The sequence below is a fragment of the Leptospira weilii genome, assembly GCF_006874765.1.
Classification (GTDB): domain Bacteria; phylum Spirochaetota; class Leptospiria; order Leptospirales; family Leptospiraceae; genus Leptospira; species Leptospira weilii.
Genome location: NZ_CP040840.1, coordinates 1494549 through 1512574, shown reverse-complemented (window position 1 = coordinate 1512574; position 18026 = coordinate 1494549). Strand labels below are relative to the sequence as shown.

Genomic DNA, 18026 nt, shown 5'->3' with positions numbered 1-18026 from the left:
AAAATATATAAGAATTTAGGACAGAAATATTTCATTTTCAACAATCAAGAGGTTTAATCTTTCTCACTTGATTGAGGGAGAAATTCACCTAAACCCCAAAAAAGGATTAAACCATGATTTTCAATTATTTCCAAATAAATCCCTTAGAAATCCCCAATTCCGATTTAGACAAATATGAAAAAATATTTAGGTAAATCATAATAAACGACGAGGACAGAGAGGCAATATTGAAATTCACAAGCTTTCGTAGGGTTTTCGCTACCAGAACAAGACACACCTTGAAAGGATCCCGACAAAGCGTAAAAGATAATTAGATAAAACTTTATGAACACAGCCGAAATTTTCAATTATAAAAGTTTTCTACAATTGGGTATCCTTTATTTCCATGCCTTTGGTGTTGGTATCGGTTTAATTTTAGGATTTTCGAAACTTTTTTCGGATGATAATTTTAACAAATCTTACGGTACGATTTTATATTCAACGGTAATCTTTCTGATTTTAAATAACGGTATCCTTATCGATCAAGGAACTTTACGAAACGAAAGTAGAATTTTATTCGGTTTTTATTACGGTCTAGTTTTATATTCCAGTTTGGCTGTTTTAGTCTGTTTTAAGTATGTATTAAAAGCTTTAGATAATCCTTGGATTTATTGCAAAAGACTTTTAGGGACGATTCCTATTACGATTTTACTTTCTTTTTTAATTCCTAATTTTTTCTTTATATCATTTGTAGATATTCTAGGATTTATAATTTCAATTTTTACTTTTATCCGGTCTTTGAGTAGGGTTTTAAATACTAACAAATCTATTTTACATTATAATCTTCCGTTTCTATCTTTCCTGATCTCTATTTGTTTTGTTTTTGATTTCTTTGGTTCTGTTTTCTTTAAGAAAGAATGTTTATTCTTTGCGGAATTCATTCCGGGATCAGTCATTTGTTACGCGTTTATTTTAGAACGTTTTTTTCCTTCCTTATTTGGCAAGGTTAAAGTCTCAGGCGCGAATATAGACAAAGAAATTGAATCCGAAACAATTTCAATTCCAGAAGTCAAAGAAACAAAAAAATATAAATATCCGCCTAGAGATTTGTTAGAGGGTACTGATTTAGAAAAAGTTGAAATCAAACTGAATCAATTTATAACTTCCAAAGGTTTTAAAGACGAGGAACTTAGGCTCCCGGATTTTGCCGCCGACTTAGGTCTTTCCACTCATCAAGCTTCTTACTATTTAAATCAATATTTGAATCAGAGTTATAACGACTTTCTGAATTTTCACAGAATGAACGAGGTTATAAAGATGCTTCACACAAAATCAAACTTCAACCTACTGGGGATCGCTCTTGAATGTGGATTCAATTCCGCTTCCTCCTTTCACAGGGCTTGTATTAAATTTACAGGTAAATCACCGCGTAATCTTAGAAAGGATATTCTATATTCAGGATCTAAAAAGTGACCGTTCTCCTCGATGAAGAACCGCTCTCATATTAAATGTCAGGGGCAGGAAAAGCCTTCCCCGCGCTTCATTCCGAGCTTGCTGCTTTTCTAATTTAGTAATGTCTAATTGCCTATCCAAGCTCGAAATTCCGTTTTCCCTTCGACGGGATATTCTTTCGGAAAAAAGTCCGGGGCCAGCTCTACCTTTGGTGTGCTTTCTCTTGGATAGATACCAAACATCCTACATCAATTCCTTCGCCTCCGACTTCCAACAAAGCGTCAAGCTGCTTCTTAATCGCTTTCTGGATTTCCTCATTTTCTTTAGATCGTATCATCTATTGTCTTCTTTTGTATATTGTATCCAGGATTCTCACTGCTATTTACACTGTATTGAAAAATGTCATTGAACAAATTGAGCTACTTTTTCACTGTCCGGTTTTCTAGGAAACCGTTTTCTGCCTTTGGTGTGGATTCTGCATTTTAGTTTTTGGTCGGCTCAGGAACAGCAATTCCTTCCTCTATCATCCGTTTCTCAACTTCCTTAATTAATTTCTTAGTCGCCTCATAAGATTTTCTATATTCAGGATCTAAAAAGTGACCCTCTGCCCATTCTCCACGCTGAAAGACTTTGCCATTCTTGTACAAAGTTCCTTTACCATGATAATGAGTGTTTTTAAATTCACCTTTGTAAACTAGATGGCCGTCGGAATCCGTCTCAACTCCGAAACCATTTAAATATCTATTGGTCCAATTTCCCGTGAAAATTTTATCATGGTGTACAAATACACGAGTTCCAAAACCATTCTTACAATTGCCTTTCAAACAAAGTTTATCATCTTCCCAAACTCCTGAGTATTGTTTACCGGAAGCAGTAGTCTTTGTTCCCTGACCGTTTGCAATTCCTTGAATCCAGTATCCTTCAAATATAAGCTTTTTTCTATCTTCCAATGGTTTCATATTCCAACAAGAATACACTCCATATCCGTCAAAGTAGCCGTTTACAAAATCTCCTTCATATGTACAGCCGGAATAATATTCAGCTTTTCCTTTCCCATTCAATCTGTAATTCTTAAACTCACCAGAATATCGAGTATTATTGAATTCCTTAACCCCAATCCCACTCCTACAATTGCCTTGGATACAATGAAAACCAAAGTATCTTACATAGAACAATCGTCCCGCTCCTATGAGGATGAAAGAAAGTACAACAACTCCAAGAATCCGAACAAAATATTTCCAAATACGTTTCATTGGATTACAACTCGAACCAATTATTCTTTTTTGGTTTCTCAAATCCAGGAGCTACGCCGGATGGCTTTACATCATCTGCCAAAGGAAAAACAACTTTATCCAGAAAGTGAATTATATCCTGCGCACTGCCTCCATAATTGGTTATTGATAGATATACAACAGACGCTGTTACCGACTTCTGGTAGGCTACAGGATCGTTGATACTACTGTGATCCATTTCCGCATGTTTGTCTCCCTGACCTTCATACGTTTGGAACATCACAACTTCACCTTTCTCATTTCTCAATACATGCCCTTGCGCAAACGAATCTTGAATGATATGAAGTGCAGAACCGGTCAGTTCGGCTCTTACTTCTTTAGGAAGTAGAAAGTTCCCATTCCCATCCTTAGCTGTGCTCAGTGTAAATAGATCCACAATGGTTTTCATAATCTCTTTTTTGGTCGTAGTTGCGGCGATTTCTCCCCTATCCGCCATCGAGTGCAATTCCTGCATGTCACCGAAATGAGATCTAAAAGTTAAAGAATCATCTGACATTCCAGCGCTATGTTTCGCAAATACTTCAAGGAATTTGGATAAACCTTCCGGCAAATCATTCGACCTAATCCCTCGTATCATATCCATCGAGGCTTCAACTCCCGCAATCTTCGCCGCTTCTAACGTAATATTTTCATGGTTTGGATCGTTAGGTGCGATCGTATGAACATTCATTAAATTGTCTGACGCCGTTCTTTGACGTATTTCATAGGTACCGTCGGGCTTAAGTTCCGCTACAAAATCAGGATCACTCGTCGGCAAGATATGCTTGCCTTGCTCTATCATATGTTTTGCATATTTTTCTTTCATACCTTGCGTCATAAACGGACTTTCTGAAGGATCATCGTTTGATCCACCGCCAAACAACGCTTTCTTGATCGCATTCCAGCCGTTAGAAAGGTTCTCACCGTTAATACCGCCAACGGCCCCCATCGCACTTTCCCAAGCGCTCTTACCGACTGCACCGATACCGCTCACAACTGCACCCATCCCGTTCCAGATATCATCGAGTAAATTCCGATTCGCAGAAGCGTGATTCGGGTTGGTAGCCTGCTCAAAGATATTCCCGAGAAGATTTTTGTTAACTCCGTATTGAACGTCGCTACTCAAACCGCCGTATTCTGAAACTGTCCAAGAAGGCGTTACGCTCACAGGACCAAAACCAGAAGTTAAACCGATCGTTGCACCGTAACCCGCTTTCGTATCATAGCTAAGGCCCAAGCTGCCAGACAATCCTTGCTTCTCGTTGTATTGACCTCTAATGTTCGCGCTCACTCCGGAAGATTGGTTGTCTCGGCCTATATTGTTTCGGTTGTAACCGACTTCAGCCCAGTTCGAATAGCCGTCTTTCGTTTGTCCACCAAGACCTACTTTCAAACCTACGCTTGCTCCCCAAGCTCCGCTCTTAGAGTTGTAGTTCAAGCCGATGCTTCCGCCTAACTCCGTTTTGTTGTCTGTCCCGATGCTAACTCCTGCTCCAAATCCGTTCGCATAACTGTAACTTAAGTTCACACTTACCATTCCTTCTGTCGCAGCGTCTAACGCCGAGTTGGCGACTCCCGACACCGCTCCCGCAAGCATTCCGGCCGCTCCGCCTTCATACGCTCCTCTAAACGTCTTCCAACCTGCAGTTCCCAAGGCCGATACCGCCAAAAGTCCGACTCCAACAGGTGCAAACGGTGTAAACGAAAGGATCGCACCAAAAATTCCCGCTACGGCGAGAGTTGTTGTCACTACTTTGTCGAGGGCGGCATCGTTCGCATACATCTCCGCTCCCGTGCGCATTCCAAGTTCATTCAAATGTTTTTGGGCTCTGTTTGTGTCTCTAAACTTGGCAAGTTCGTAGTTCCCTTCTGCAAACTTTCCGTTCATCGTTTCGTTACCCATACCAAGGGTAAATACTGTCACAAACGGTTCCGCAAACGTCTCTGATGCAAACATTACAAAGTCTACTGCTCCCGAGGTTGCATACAACGCTCCTTGTAAAGCTCTCTCTCCTTGTTTACCCGCTTCTTTTAAATCCTTCTTCGCTCCGTTAAAGTCTGTAGTCGCTTTCAAGCTGGCTTTCGCTGCGGATAGCACCGCACTTCCCGCTCCTTTCACCGCTTCCCCAAGGCCTTCTCCAATCGCTCCCAGTTGGTTGTAAAATCTTCCCATGCCGCCTTGTTTTCTGTGCCGGGCCGCGTCCATCTTACCCTTTCTCTTGTCCATTTCCTTCTTTGTTTTCAGGATGATGTAAGACTGGGCAAACTGAGCCTCTCCAAACGTTCCGTCCGCTACTTCTCCGACAAGAAAACCGGAACTCATTGCTGATTTTGCGCATTGTTCCGCGCTCTTTCCCAAACAAGATACCGTTTCTCCGTTCCTCACTCCTTCCAAATAGTCGTTGAAAGATGCTTGCACTTCGGTCGGATCGAAAAGGCCTCTCTCCGCTTCGTAGTTGTGTTGCACTTTCGGATTAAACACTTTCTCAAAGTCAGCGCCCATCTTGTTCTTCGCAAGTCGCACCATCACTGTTAGGTCGCTAGCACTCGGTACTTTCTCCCGGTCAATGAGCAGTTCAGGTTTGCCTAAATCCCAGCTCTGGCCGTTCGAGTCTTTCACTTCAGGAAACACTGTCGGCGGATTGTAATTGTAATACTGGTACGTTCCCAGTGTTTGGACTTCGTCTCCTCCGCTTGCAGTTTTGATCATCCGAACATACGCTGCTCCCAATCTCGCAAATCCGCCATACGCCATCGTCTGGTTCAATTGTTCCTCTACCGCTCCGTTCTGTTGTTGGATCGTTTTGGCAAACGCTTCCGGTAAACTCCTTAATGACTCTAACGTCTGTAAGATGATCAGGTTTTGGGAGAGTTTGTTGGTTGTGTCCAACATTCCTTTGAATTGTTCTTTCAGTCCGCTATCGTTGAAGTTGTATTTCTTCACTTCATTTAAAAAGAAATTGGTATCAATCGAAGATGCTCTGTCTATCAAACTTGCGGAGATACTTCCAGGTTTTTTACTCAGGATGTTCGAGAGGATGTCGTTTACATTTACGTTCATACTCACTCCCGCCGGTAGATTCTCTTGCATCGATGTTACCATTCCAGCTATCGAGTCGTACATCTCTTTCATCGTCAATTCGTCCGCTTGTTCGTTGCTCTTTTGTAAAAAGCTCGTTGTCCAAGCTTCTTTCTTTTCTAATGTGCTTTCGATTCGATCCAGGTAGATTTTTTGGTTCGCCTCGTGTTCCGCTTTAAAGTCGGCTCTCCAGTCCTTCCATTTCCCTTGGAACTCTTGTACCATGTTTTCCCAGCGTTTGGTTCCCGTTTGTTTCAAGTAGCTCACGTTCTGGATCCAATCGCTTTTTAAATCGTAGAATTCTTGTTCTTTTAAATTCCACTGCTGTTTTTGTTCTGCTCCTCTTTGTTGCAGTTCCGCATTGAAGATTTGGGAGACTACTCCGTTTTCTCCCATGTAATCATTGAGGACTGTTCTGTAGATGTTTGTTTCTACGTTGTATGCGATCGTTTCTCCGTTTGTCGTTCGTGTGATTTTTTTGAGTAAGTCCGAGGCAAACTTCTCTCTTTCTTGCAGGACCACTTTCGCGTCCACTTTCACTGCAATCTTCTCTTCGTTTCCGGTTCCGATTTGTTTGGTATAGTTTTCGGCTTTTGAGTAGTATGCGTCTCTTGCTACTTGGTATTGTGCTTCCGCGAGCACTCCCATCGCGTCTAAAAATTCATCCGCTCCCACCATCAGTGCCGTTTGTCTTCCGTATTGGTCTGTCTTTTCCGCGGTGGCTGTGGTTCCTCCGGCCGTATATTCTCCGTTTCTTACGTAGTTTCCGTATTGGTCGTGGATTGCTTTTTGTTGCGCTAATCTTAGCCCGTCGCTTCCTACTAAATCGTTAAACGACAACGGATTGGTTGCTGTGGGGCTCGTTTTCCACACGATGTCTTTGAGGCTGTTGCTTCCCGGATTTGTTTTTTGGATCATCGCCAAGTCTTGTGCATTCAGTCCAAACTCCGGTCTTCCCAGTACGCCTAAGAGTTGGTTCGTATCGTCTACGTCTGTCAGTTCTTGCAGTTGGCTGTAAAGGCCTTTGAGTGTCGATCCTTGCGCTCCGATGGCGCTTACCGCGTCGTTCACTTGATTCCGATTCGTATTGTATGTATTGATTTCGTTGACATACGCCATCGTCAGCATACAAAATCCCATACATACCAAATCCAATTGGTTGAGGAAAAATACCTGAACCATTGTCTGATTGACTAGCGCCTGTCCGTAGGCTTGATCATACGTAGCTGCGCTGCTTCCCGATCCGTATCGGTATCCTCTTGTTTCCGGTGCCGGAAACAAAATCGAATTCATATGAGCGTTCGCTCTTTGCGGTAACGACTGGTAGCTGTCGTTTCCTAGGGTGCCTCCCCATTTTCCTAAAAAGGAATTTAGGTTGTACGGCTGCATGTCGGGAGTGATTCCTTGGCCGTAATCCCATTGATACGCCGTCATTACGTCCATCGTGCCGATTCTGCCGCTGATTATTCCTTCCGCGATTCTGTCTCTGTCCCTTGTCCACTGTTCGGTTTTTAAATATCTGCTCCCCCCGAAGTCTAATGATCCTTCGAGAGAATCCATCATTCCGACCGACTGTTTGTTGTTCGGCGGTGCAATTCCGTACAATCGGTCCAGTTGTCCCTCTAAGTTGGTTCGTTGTACACCGATTTGTCTTTTTAAATCCGCTACCTTTTGTCTGAGTAGGGTTTCCGCCGTGTTGTATTTGACCGCAAGCAGCGCCCATTTCTCCGCTTCCGCCCTTTCATTCTGGACGTAAGTAGTCAAATCGCCCACTCCGATTTGAGAGGCCATTTTTTTCTGGAGCAGTTCCACTTCCTTGGCTTTCGCGTCGTATGCTTCTTTGGCCGCTTTGTATCTCGCTTCCGCCATCTTCTTGGGCGTGTCTATATATCCCGCGGGAAGATTGTTCTCCGCGTTCGGCGCGTTATTGTTTTCCGCCTGATATACGTTATGTTTAGAATATTCTAAAAGTGTTGCATAGTCGTAAAGGGCCGCCTTTTCGTTAAACGTATCCTGAGCGTCAAGCATCGTGTTGTATGCGTTGCTTACCTGGGTTTCTTTGGCCAGGTATTCGTTTTGTTTTTGTGTCACCAAGGCTTGCGCGTCTTCGAATTGTTTTTTAAGTCCCGTCGCCCCTTCTATCTTCGCATTGGCCGCGTTAAACGCCGTCGTCGCCGCATTGAGTTCCGCCGTCGGATTGACTCCGCTCGCAAGTTGCGCTTTTAAAAGCACATAACTCTGTCCCGCCGTCTCGATCGTATTTTTGAGAGTGGCGATCAGTCCGCTTTGGCTTGTAATGGTTCCGGCATATTGGTCGTAGTCCACCGATCCGGCGCTGACCACGTTCAAGGCCTGGTCCAGTCTTCCTTTCAGATTCGTAAAGTCTCCGTCAAAGGAATAATTCCCGTTCGCGTCTTTTGACAAAACGTCGTCGCTTAGGGTATATGCGGAACTCATCACCTTCGCCGCAGTTCTAAGTCCCGGATTTAAGTCGGCTTTGGTTTGGATCGCATCCCCCGGAAGTGCGTCCGCAAGCGGCGTCTGGTCAAACACCGCGCTTTTGTGGTTTTCCAGTAAGTTGAACAGACCGCCTAACTTCTGTTCCGCGTTGATCTCAAGTTCCCTCAATCTTCCCTGAATCGCCAAGGCCTCGTTTGTGGTTACGTCCGAGGCTACGTTGTCCGTCGGTACTCCCAAATACGAAAGATAACTGTCAAAGTGGATCAGTCCGTTTCTGTAGTCGTTGACGTATTTCTCTTTTTGTATATTCCGATTTGCTTTTGCAAGCTCCGTTTTCAGTCGTTTGGTTTCCGTTTGCAGAGAATCCACTAAGTCCTCGTATTCGTTTGCGTATCCGAAGTTTTGTAAAACGACCTGTCTTTGAACGAGACTCGACGGATCGTACTGCCAAAGTCCCCACGCGTCCGTCACTCCGCTGCTGAGCAGTTTAAACCGGTCCTTCTCTTCGGTGGTCAGGACCGTTTTGCCTTGATTCGTAAAAAACGCATCCATCTCCGAAAAATATCCCTTTCCGCCTTCTCCGTAAAACGCTGCCAGTTCCGGATTTTTTTGCAGATCCTCCGCGCTCAAATCCTCCGTATCCTCACCGTAATAATGCGACAAGAGAAAATCCATCCGGGCCGTTTCCGTCACTGCAGTCTGCGTACTCGGATCAAATTTCGCTTCCACCAACCAATCGGTAAGCGCTTGCAGATCGTCGTAACTCAGTTCTTCTTTTTTCTGGTCTGCGGGTAGGTTCGGGTCCGCGTTTTGGGAAATTCTGAGTTCCTTTTCCGCGTAATACGCGGCCTTAGCTTCAAAGTTTTTTAGTATTTGAGAATCCAAATAGCTGGAAGGATTTTTACTGCCGTAGTTCGTCAAATACTCGTTTGTCAATGCCTCGATCTGTGCCTGTCTTTGTGGATCGAGCACGAGAGTTCCGTTTGCGTCCTTTTTGTGCACGGGGCCTAGTTTCAGTAAAAGATCGCTCATCGCCGCCCTTCTGGAATCGGCGCTCGACGGGTCGTATTTTTTTACCATCTTTTTAACCGGCTGGCCGTTTTCCGTTACCGTTATCTCTTCTTTCGTGTTGGAAAGATAATATTCAAATGTACTAATAATGGTAAAGTCCTTCAACTCGGGAGGCAGTTCCCGGTCCGGATATACGTTTCCTTGTGCGATTCCGTTTTTGATCAAAGAATACTGATTCACAAGGGAAAAGGTTTTCATCTCCTCTTTCAGTTCCGGATCATAGTCTTTCAAATAGGTTTCCAAATCGGAAACAAGACCCTGTCTTTGTATCGAAGCCATGTCGTCAAAGGGTTTCAGAAATTCCCCCACTTCCAAAATTTCGGAGTCGGTCATCGCCTTTCCCAAAAACTTGGAGTCTATCTCCACCACTCCTTGATTGGCCCCGAGGACGCTGAACTTTCCTTCTTTGAGTTCGGTTAAAAATTCGGATAAAATCGGATTTCCCACTCTCTGAGTCAAATACGCGTTCGCTAAATTCCGTTTGAACACCTCCCAACTGTTTTCTCTCAGTTGGTCGATTTTTTCCTGAGTCTGCGGCGTAAAGAATGCCTCTGCGGCGGACAATTTGTCCCTGTAAACTTCAAAGGCTCCCTGCCAGTACGCGTTCCCCAAAACGGATTTAAACTGAGTTTCAAACTTTGCCTGGTCCATCGGCTTGTTCTTTAAAATATCATACTTTTCTAATAAGCTCTGAACCATACCCAAATTGGAATATACGGCGCCCGAACTTAAGAAATTACCGAGTTGATCCGCCAACTGGGAAATTTCAGTCAAGGTTTTTTGCGCTTCCTGGGCCGCGGTCAAATTGGCCTTTGCCACGTTTTTGTCCGTACTCGGATACGATTGCAAATACTGGATATTTTCAATTTCGTCCGTAAACGCGCCCGCCGCTTCCACCATCGCCTTTAAAGCCGGATTGAATTCCACTCCGTCCAAACTTTTTTGGAGTAGAAAGGTCCTCAAATTCGCGACGACCTGGATCAGATCACTCTGACCGATCTGGTTCGGACCGGACCCCGCGGTATAATAAACGATCCGATCGTTTAAGGAATCCAGTCTGTCCGCAAGTCCGTTCAAAGGAACGTTCTTGTTTTGAACGGAACTCGCCCACGCGTTTGCGTTTTGTGCGAACGTCTGAGCGGATACTTGCAATTGATTGTTCGCGCTTCCTAAGTTCCCCAAAAAGAACGAAACCCCGTTGGTTCCGTAATCGGAAAACGGTCCTATTTCCTTGTATTTTGAATATTCCAATAATGTAATTTGCTGGACGATATTTCTCTGGGAAGAGGACACGGTGTAATAATTCCCCGGATTCGCATTCGTAATATCGTATCGTAACGCGCTGGTAAGAGAAAGTTCCAAAGGCTCCGGAGGAACTACGGGAGGAAAAGTGAACTGCACCGCCTTTTGCGGCACTAGGATTTTGTTGATAGGCAAACCTAAAATCTGTTTGGCCGTTCGGGTCAAAAATTCCTGTTCCGATTTTAAATCCTGAAACTTCAGAGAAACCCCGTTAAAGTAGGCAATCGTATCCGAATGAGTGCCCGTTAAAGCCAGTCCGTCCGTTCTGACTTTTTCGACCAAGGTCAGATATTTGCCTCCTTCCGCCTCCGCAAAATCGGTCGGGTGTAGGGCCCGAAAGGCCAAAAGCGCGTTTACGCTCGTTTTGTAAACGTTCAGTTTGGCTTGCGCGTCCGATTTGACCCCGTTCCATTCGGTAAGCGCGGTCTTCAAAGAGTCCCGCATCGTTTTTAAATTGTCTGTATTTAAATTCTCAAACGGTTTCGTATATCCTAATATTTTTAAGTTACTTGCATTGTAACCGGATTCCCCCGGAACCTTTCCGTTTGCGTCTCTGTATGTGGGAGTCCAGGCGATCGATATTTTTAAGTGAGCGGAATCGTATCCGGTCTCCCAAGGAAGTTTCCCGTTCACGTCCTTGTATGTGGGGGTCCAATTGGCGGAACCTACGGCGTCTCCGTCCTGATCCGGGGCTTGTTCGTACGGAGAATTACCGTCCGCGTCGTTGACCCGATCGTAAATCGGAAGATTCGAATCCTCCAAACCTTTCAAAGCCTCCACGGATTGAAACACACCGTCCGCATACGATTGCATTTGGGCAAAAGCGGGAGTGTTGAAAAAATTCAAAAGAGAATCGAACTGTGTCGTAAGATTCGTCATCGGAGTTTGGATGCTTCCGTCCAAAGTTTGAAACAATGCCTTCGCGTCGTCTATCTCCTTCTGCCAAGCGACTAAGTCCTGTTTGACGCCCGTTCCAGTCAGTAACCCGAACACAGAAGTCAAGTTCCCGGACTGAATCAGTTGAGACAACTGAGCCTGCGGATCGGACATCCCCGCGATCAAAGCCGCCAGTTCCGCTTTTTTCTGATTGATTTTAGCCGTATCCAACTGATCGACACCCGCTTGACTGCGGATCGAATCCTTGTAAAAATCAACCGAGGAATAACTACCGATCCCCGCGGCCTCTGTCAATTCCTGGAAAAGACCGTTCGCTTCCGATTCCTGCTCCGAAAAGTAGTCGTCTCTCAGTCCGCTTAAAATCGCGCCCGATTTCACGGCTTCCGAAAAACTCTTCATTCCTCCCGCTAAATTTAACCAAGCGGAAGTCCCTTGCATCACAGCGTTTCCGAAAAGAAAAGTACTACCGAAACTGAAATATTCGCTCACCTTTCTGCGATCGTTTTCGTCATCGGACATCCTAAGAGAAATCCTGTCGGCTTCGCTCAAATAGCCGTGATCGTCTTCGTAAAAAGAAAGCGTCGCCGCGGACCGATCCTTCATCCGATTCAAGTCTATTTGAAATTTTGAATATTCGGAATTGCTTGCAAAGATCCCGGTCAAGGATTGACCCGCGTTCTTAATATAGTCCAGGGCGATTTTTCTCGCACGGATCTCGAGTATTTGATCCGACGATCCCGTAAAAGTGGAATAGAGAGAATTGATTTCGTTGGTGAGTCCTAAATAGATCGGATCGAATTTTCTCGTCGAAGAATCCGAACCTAAATTCCCCAGCTTCGACAAAAGAATTTCAGCAACTCTCGCGTCTAGTTTCGCGGCTTCCGTTTTGGCGGTTTCTTCCACACCGCTGACTGTGTCTTGGAGTTCCTCGACCCCGGCGTCTTCGTCCAGTAAAAACCCGAGTTGCGCTTTTTGAGCGGTAACCGAAGCTCTTTGACCTTCCAAGGCCTGAATCAAAATACCGCTCATGCCCGAAAAAATCGCGCTTCTTTCGTCGATCGTATTTCTGTAATACGAATAACGGGTGGAATAGTTTGAAAAAGAATTGGCCACCGATGTAAACTTGGAATCTGTCCCGGTCAAAAGGGCGGTTACGTCGTCCGGTAGATCGTTTCCGGAAGCATCTTTTTTACTAAAAGTGGATTTGAAAGAATCGATTTGCGCTTTGAGTGTTTTTCTCGTAGCCAAATCCAAAGTGGACATGTCCACCATCGTTCTCGCTTTTTGAAGTCGATCCAAGGCTTCCAGTCTTAAGTGACTTGTGCGAGTGGAAAGGTCGTCCCAGTATTCTTCCAGGGAAGAAGTTTTTTCCTGGTATGTACCGAAAGCGGCCGTAACTTTTTGGACTTCCAATTGGTATTCCAGGCTGTCCTCGCTTCCTACGTGGGAGGTCGCATACGCTTTGTAAGCTGCAAGAGCGCTCGAAAAATCCGTCTTGGCCGTTTGAAACGCGGTTACGTTTTCGTTCCACTTGGACAAAGAATTCGAAAGAGCGGAGTTCCAAACGTTAAAGTCTTCAATCTTTAAATAACCGGAATTTAAATTGTAGTTTGTCGTAAACGAATTTAAGAAAGAGGAAATGTTACCCATACGGGTCGTAAACTCGCTTAAGTTGCCCTTATCCGTATTATCAAACTGAGAGAGCAGCTCGTCGGAACGAGTGAGGATCGGATCCAAACTCGAGGAGAATTTTTCCACCGCAAAGGGAAGTTTTTGTTTTTCCACGTTACCGTTTTCGTTGTCTATTACGGTTTTGGAAAGTGCCTCCACAAGTCCTTGCAACTGGGACTTGACTTGGGCCGCGCCCTGGTTTCCAAAAACGGAAACCAAAACCAAATTAGCCGGATTCAAAAGCAAATTCACTTTTTGAACGAGGGTCTGATTGGGACTGGAAACCGCGTCTTCCAAAAGTTTGAGTTTTTCCTTACTCGATTCGAAAGATTGAATCCGATTCCAAAGATCGCCGAAAAAATCCTCGGTGCGTTTTGCGTTTGCTTGATCGTAGTTTTTGGAAAAATACACCTTTTCGTTGTCTTTGAGCTTTTCTCTCGCTTCCGCAATCTGAAGATCCGCCTGGTAGATTTCGTATTTGATACCACCGTTAGGCGCATTCGGATCGTATGTACCCATATTCACGGAACCAATGTCCCCCAAGAACTCGGGAGAAGAGTTCATTACTAAAATCTGAAGTTGTTTTGCCTGGTCGAAACGTTTCCGAGCCAGTTCCAACTCCGCCTGAGCCGTAGTCAGAGCGATACTTTTTTCCTCCGCTAATTTTTTAGCGGCTTCCAGTTCCGACAAAGAGGTGTTAGCCGGTGGAGTGGAACTTCCGGAACCGCTGCTCGAATTCGGATCCGTTCCTTGGGTGCCTCCCCCGACGGGACTTGTACCGTTTAATTGTTGAAGAAGAGCCAAATAAGCGGATTGTTGCGTTTCGTAAGCGGTTTTAGCGGCTTCCAGTTCCGTTTGAAGAGCGGGCATGTTAGTCACATTTACGTTTGCTTCCGCGTAGTCCCAGACCGCCTGCGCTCTGTTTTTTTTCTTTTCGAGTTCGTCAAGTTCCGCTTTTGCGAGGCGGTATTCAAATTCGGCCGAACTGTAGAGATACGGATCCGAAGAATTTCCGTTGTCGTCCAAAACCCCGGAACCTCCGTTGTTTCCGAGAATATCCTCGTCGTGAATTTTGTTCTGAACGGCGGCCACATATTGACGGAACTGAGTCCTGAGAGCGGTCCATTTGTTGATTTCTTGCTGATACGTATTAATGAGGCCCGAATTCGGAGAGGACTTTCTATTCTCTTTGTCGATCTGATCTTGGTACCAGGCGATATTCGAAACAATCGAACCGATCGTATCCGCGCTGGAAAGAATCGTTCCTTGCAAGCCGTTTAAGTGCGCGACGTATTGTTCCTGGCTGATCGAAAGATATTGATTCAACTCCTGTAAAGCTTTTTGTTTGTTCTCTTTAAGCCTAACCTCGGACTCGTCCCATTTTTTTAAACCTTCTTCGATCTGTTTGTTAATTTCCTCGTTCCACTTCGCTTTCGCATCCAAAAGAACATAGTACGCCTTAGACCATTTGTCTTCGTTGCGAACCCGTTTGTCCTCCGCGACTCTGTCGTATTCCAGTTTTTTCACGACCAATCTTTCGATCGCCTGGTCCCAAAGAGCCTGGCCGTCCTGCAAAGCCTGTAGAATTTTTTCCTGAGCGTTCGAACCCGAAACGTCGTCGTAACTCGTGGGAATGGTTCCGAGATCGTCCAAAGAATTCAAAAGCTGCCCCGTCGCGGGATCCAGTTGTTGTTTCGTTCTTTCTATCAGTAATTCGGTAAGTTGGGTCGGATCTTCTTCCTGAGCGATCGCAATGTCCATGTCTCGGTTGAGAGATTGAATCAATCCTTGTCTTGCGGGAAGTTTCATTCCGTTTTCTTCCAGGCGAAAGTAGTTTTTGTAATAGGATTCGATTTCGCCTAACTTCTTCTCGAATTCCACTTTTTCCACTCCGGTAAGCGCGGTCGCAGTAGAGGAAATCAAAATGCCGTTTTTAATCGAAGTGATGTTGTTTTCCCAAAGAGCGCGAACTCCCGCAATCCCCGCATTGATTGCATTGTCCCAGGCGGCTAAACGAGCGGTCCCGTCTCCCGTAGCTGCGTTTTTAGCGGCGTCCGCGGCCTTCACTAAATTCTCAAGCGCGTCTCTAATTTCTTTCTTTTTATCAACCGTAAAATACGATTCGAAATTCTGTTTGTTGAAGTTCGCTTTCCAAGATCCTCTCTTTTCTAAAATCTCCTCCGAAAGATCCGATTCCCATTCGACCGCGATCGTTTGTTTTTGATTTTCCAGTTGGATCCTACGTTCTTCTTTCGCGGAAGAAGTCCCGGAAAAACTTTTCAGTTCCTTTTCGATCTCAAGACTCGCATTCGCCTCCCACTGAGCCTTCAAGATTCGTTTCCCGCTTTCTACAATCGATTGCCACTCCAAAGCGTCCGAAGTTTTTTCCGCCGCGTTGTAATACGATTCCAGCCTTCCCTTCGCCTTATTTTTGTTTTCAAAATTTTGATCGAAAGGATCCGCAAAAAGACTTCCCGATTCAAAAACGGGCAAAAACACAAACTCGAACAAAAATACAAAAATCATAGGAAGGGCGACAGTCTTTGTCCATCTTCTCGATGTTAAACGAAGACCTTCCTTTGACACGTCGGACGCCACCCGAATTCCGCCCCGCAGTAATTCCAATCCGTCCAAAAGAGTCATCGTCCCCCATACCGAAGGTCTTTGTTCCGTCCTTGAACCGCCACGCAAATCCATTCTAACAAACCGCTCTACTTCCGTGGTTTGTCGTTTGAGTTTTCGAACGGACGGCTCGGGCCGTAAAAACAAAGTGTGGGAACTTCCTCCGTTCCACTTTCTAAATGTCTGAGAAAAAAAATTCGAATCGGACTTCGGAGTTTCTTCCTTTTGAAGAAACTCCTCACAAACGTTGAGATCGATTTCTAAAAAAGAGTTCTTTGGGAAGAATAATTTCTTTCGAAAAGAGTTGAAGAGAGAGACTGACTTTGCGGATTGAGAAGAGCGGGATGGGTCGGTGTTTAACATGATTCGTTTTGTCCTTCGGGTGAATTCGGGGGAAAAGAAAAGAGTAATGCGAAATAACGGTGAAACTTAAAAGATACCAAAGGTCGTTCCAATCGTTTCAGATTCATTAAAGCGAAATCAAAATCAATTCGGTTCATTCGAAACGGGGAAGTAAGAGATTGGTCCGGCTTGAGTTTGCGATTCTCCCGGCCGCAAAGCGTTACGCTCAAATCGTACAAATTGGAACCGAACCAGCCCTTTTCCATTTTACGAATGTTCGAAAGAGCAATAGACGGTGTCAAAAGTTGATTCAATTGGTGCGCGGCGTTCAAAGTCACATTGAGAAAAAAGTCAAACTGGAGTGTTAGAAATTTATCTTCCGACAAATATACAAAAACGGGGTCCAGAGGATCCAAGTCCGAAATCTCTGCAAAAAATTTCTCTTTCTTTTCCGAAGTTTTTCTAAGTGAAAATTTCAGTTTTGGCGATGTCTCTGAATCCAAAACGCTCGGATTCGAAAGTTCTCTATTCAAATCTTCTAATTGTTTTGCGGGAACTCCCCGATTCAAAACAAAACCGGATCCGTTGCTCCGACTCAGTCCTTGCGAATTTCGAACGGGAACTTCGTCTAAGAAAATCGAGGAAACGTTTTTTTCAAACTCGAAAGTGGCGCCAATAACTCGAAACTCCGCCGAAAACGAACGCGATACGAAAGCTTCTTTTGGTTTGGAATCAAAAAAGAAAACAAAAAGAATCGCCGATACAAGGGCTAAACTCAAAACAAATATCTGAAATTCTTTAATAGGTAACCGCACCGCTTTGTCCCGCGGTGATATATGAAGAAATATACTTTACAAATCAAGAAAATTTTGTTCCCCGGACAACTTTTTCTAGGGCGCTACACACCACACTGAATTCTAAAACCCTATGAACTTACTCGAATGTCGCCTAACAGCGGCTTCCCGCTTTTCATTTCCGGACCTTCGTATCCGGGATTAGCAAGTTGAGATTTTATTGATTTCTTCCTGAAAAAATCGTTGACAATACTAATCAATATGATAAGTATTAATAAGTGATCAGGTCTTTTAAGGATAAAGAGACTCAGGAAATTTGGGAAGGTCATTTTTCAAAAAAATATTCACCCGATATTCAGAAGAAAGCGCAAATGAAGCTTGGTATGATCAATAACATTGTAGATGTAACGGAACTCCGAGTTCCGCCCGGAAATCGACTTCATAAGCTATCTGGGGACAGAGAGGGTCAATATTCTATTTCGATTAATTCACAATGGCGAATTTGCTTTAATTTTGTAAGCAATCATGCTTTCAACGTTGAAATAACTGATTATCATTAGGAGAAGGAAATGGTAAGTAAAAAGCTATTAAATGTTCATCCTGGTGAGATTCTACAGGAAGAATTCTTAGAGCCAATGGGGATTTCTGGCTATAGATTATCCAAAGAAACAGGCATTCCTGAGTCGAAAATTTCAGATATTATTCATGGAAAAAGAAACATTACCGCTAGTATCTCAATAAAACTTGGGAAATTTTTTGAATTAAATCCGCACTTTTGGATTGGTCTTCAGAATGATTATGATATTCGGGAAGAACAGCATAAATTGGCAAAAGTTCTTAAAAGTATGAAATCATATAAGGATTTTTATAAAGATCAAAACAGTAAAAAAGTGACGCCATCTCTGGCTTAATCTCGTCGTTGCGGCGTCAGCTTATAGGTGCCTAATGCGACTTCTTGAGGCGCTTCGCTTGCAAAGCAAGTTCGCACCAAGTCCTTCTGATTCGCAAGTTGTCGATAATATTCATCTCTACATAATAGAGTGAGAGGCATTCGCTGAGTTTAGGCAGCAACACTTTAGTTAAAGC

7 protein-coding genes are annotated in these 18026 nt (G+C 44.2%); 3 read left to right on the top strand and 4 right to left on the bottom strand.

The features are described from left to right. The first annotated feature begins 324 nt into the window (after window positions 1–324). Window positions 325–1452 (top strand): helix-turn-helix domain-containing protein, encoded by a 1128-nt coding sequence (locus tag FHG67_RS07180; RefSeq protein WP_142499717.1) that lies wholly within the window; start codon window positions 325–327, stop codon window positions 1450–1452. Window positions 1453–1633: 181 nt separating this feature from the next. Here FHG67_RS07180 and FHG67_RS22595 read toward each other — a convergent pair whose 3' ends face one another. From FHG67_RS22595 to FHG67_RS07155, 4 genes are all read right to left on the bottom strand, one after another. Beyond that, window positions 1634–1768, bottom strand: coding sequence for a hypothetical protein (locus FHG67_RS22595; protein ID WP_004494987.1), 135 nt, complete (start codon window positions 1766–1768; stop codon window positions 1634–1636). 145 nt (window positions 1769–1913) lie between these two features. Continuing rightward, window positions 1914–2684 carry a hypothetical protein gene (locus FHG67_RS07175; protein WP_004494991.1) on the bottom strand — a complete coding sequence of 257 codons (771 nt, stop codon included), beginning with the start codon at window positions 2682–2684 and terminating at the stop codon, window positions 1914–1916. A 4-nt stretch (window positions 2685–2688) separates the two neighbouring features. Continuing rightward, window positions 2689–16167 (bottom strand): GumC domain-containing protein, encoded by a 13479-nt coding sequence (locus FHG67_RS22310; protein ID WP_244947483.1) that lies wholly within the window; start codon window positions 16165–16167, stop codon window positions 2689–2691. Beyond that, window positions 16161–16925 (bottom strand): hypothetical protein, encoded by a 765-nt coding sequence (locus FHG67_RS07155; RefSeq protein WP_004503761.1) that lies wholly within the window; start codon window positions 16923–16925, stop codon window positions 16161–16163. Before FHG67_RS07155 ends, FHG67_RS22310 begins: the two co-directional genes overlap by 7 nt. Window positions 16926–17218: 293 nt before the next feature. Here FHG67_RS07155 and FHG67_RS07150 point away from each other — a divergent pair, with 293 nt between their 5' ends. Continuing rightward, complete coding sequence (locus tag FHG67_RS07150; protein ID WP_016758231.1) at window positions 17219–17500, top strand: type II toxin-antitoxin system RelE/ParE family toxin; 282 nt, start codon at window positions 17219–17221, stop codon at window positions 17498–17500. 9 nt (window positions 17501–17509) lie between these two features. Further along, window positions 17510–17851 carry a HigA family addiction module antitoxin gene (locus FHG67_RS07145; protein WP_002623237.1) on the top strand — a complete coding sequence of 114 codons (342 nt, stop codon included), beginning with the start codon at window positions 17510–17512 and terminating at the stop codon, window positions 17849–17851. The last annotated feature ends 175 nt before the right edge of the window (window positions 17852–18026 follow it).

Coding starts and splice junctions, on each gene's coding strand:
- FHG67_RS07180 (WP_142499717.1), top strand. CDS start 325: ATGAACACAGCCGAAATTTTCAATTATAAAAGTTTTCTACAATTGGGT.
- FHG67_RS22595 (WP_004494987.1), bottom strand. CDS start 1,768: ATGATACGATCTAAAGAAAATGAGGAAATCCAGAAAGCGATTAAGAAG.
- FHG67_RS07175 (WP_004494991.1), bottom strand. CDS start 2,684: ATGAAACGTATTTGGAAATATTTTGTTCGGATTCTTGGAGTTGTTGTA.
- FHG67_RS22310 (WP_244947483.1), bottom strand. CDS start 16,167: ATGTTAAACACCGACCCATCCCGCTCTTCTCAATCCGCAAAGTCAGTC.
- FHG67_RS07145 (WP_002623237.1), top strand. CDS start 17,510: ATGGTAAGTAAAAAGCTATTAAATGTTCATCCTGGTGAGATTCTACAG.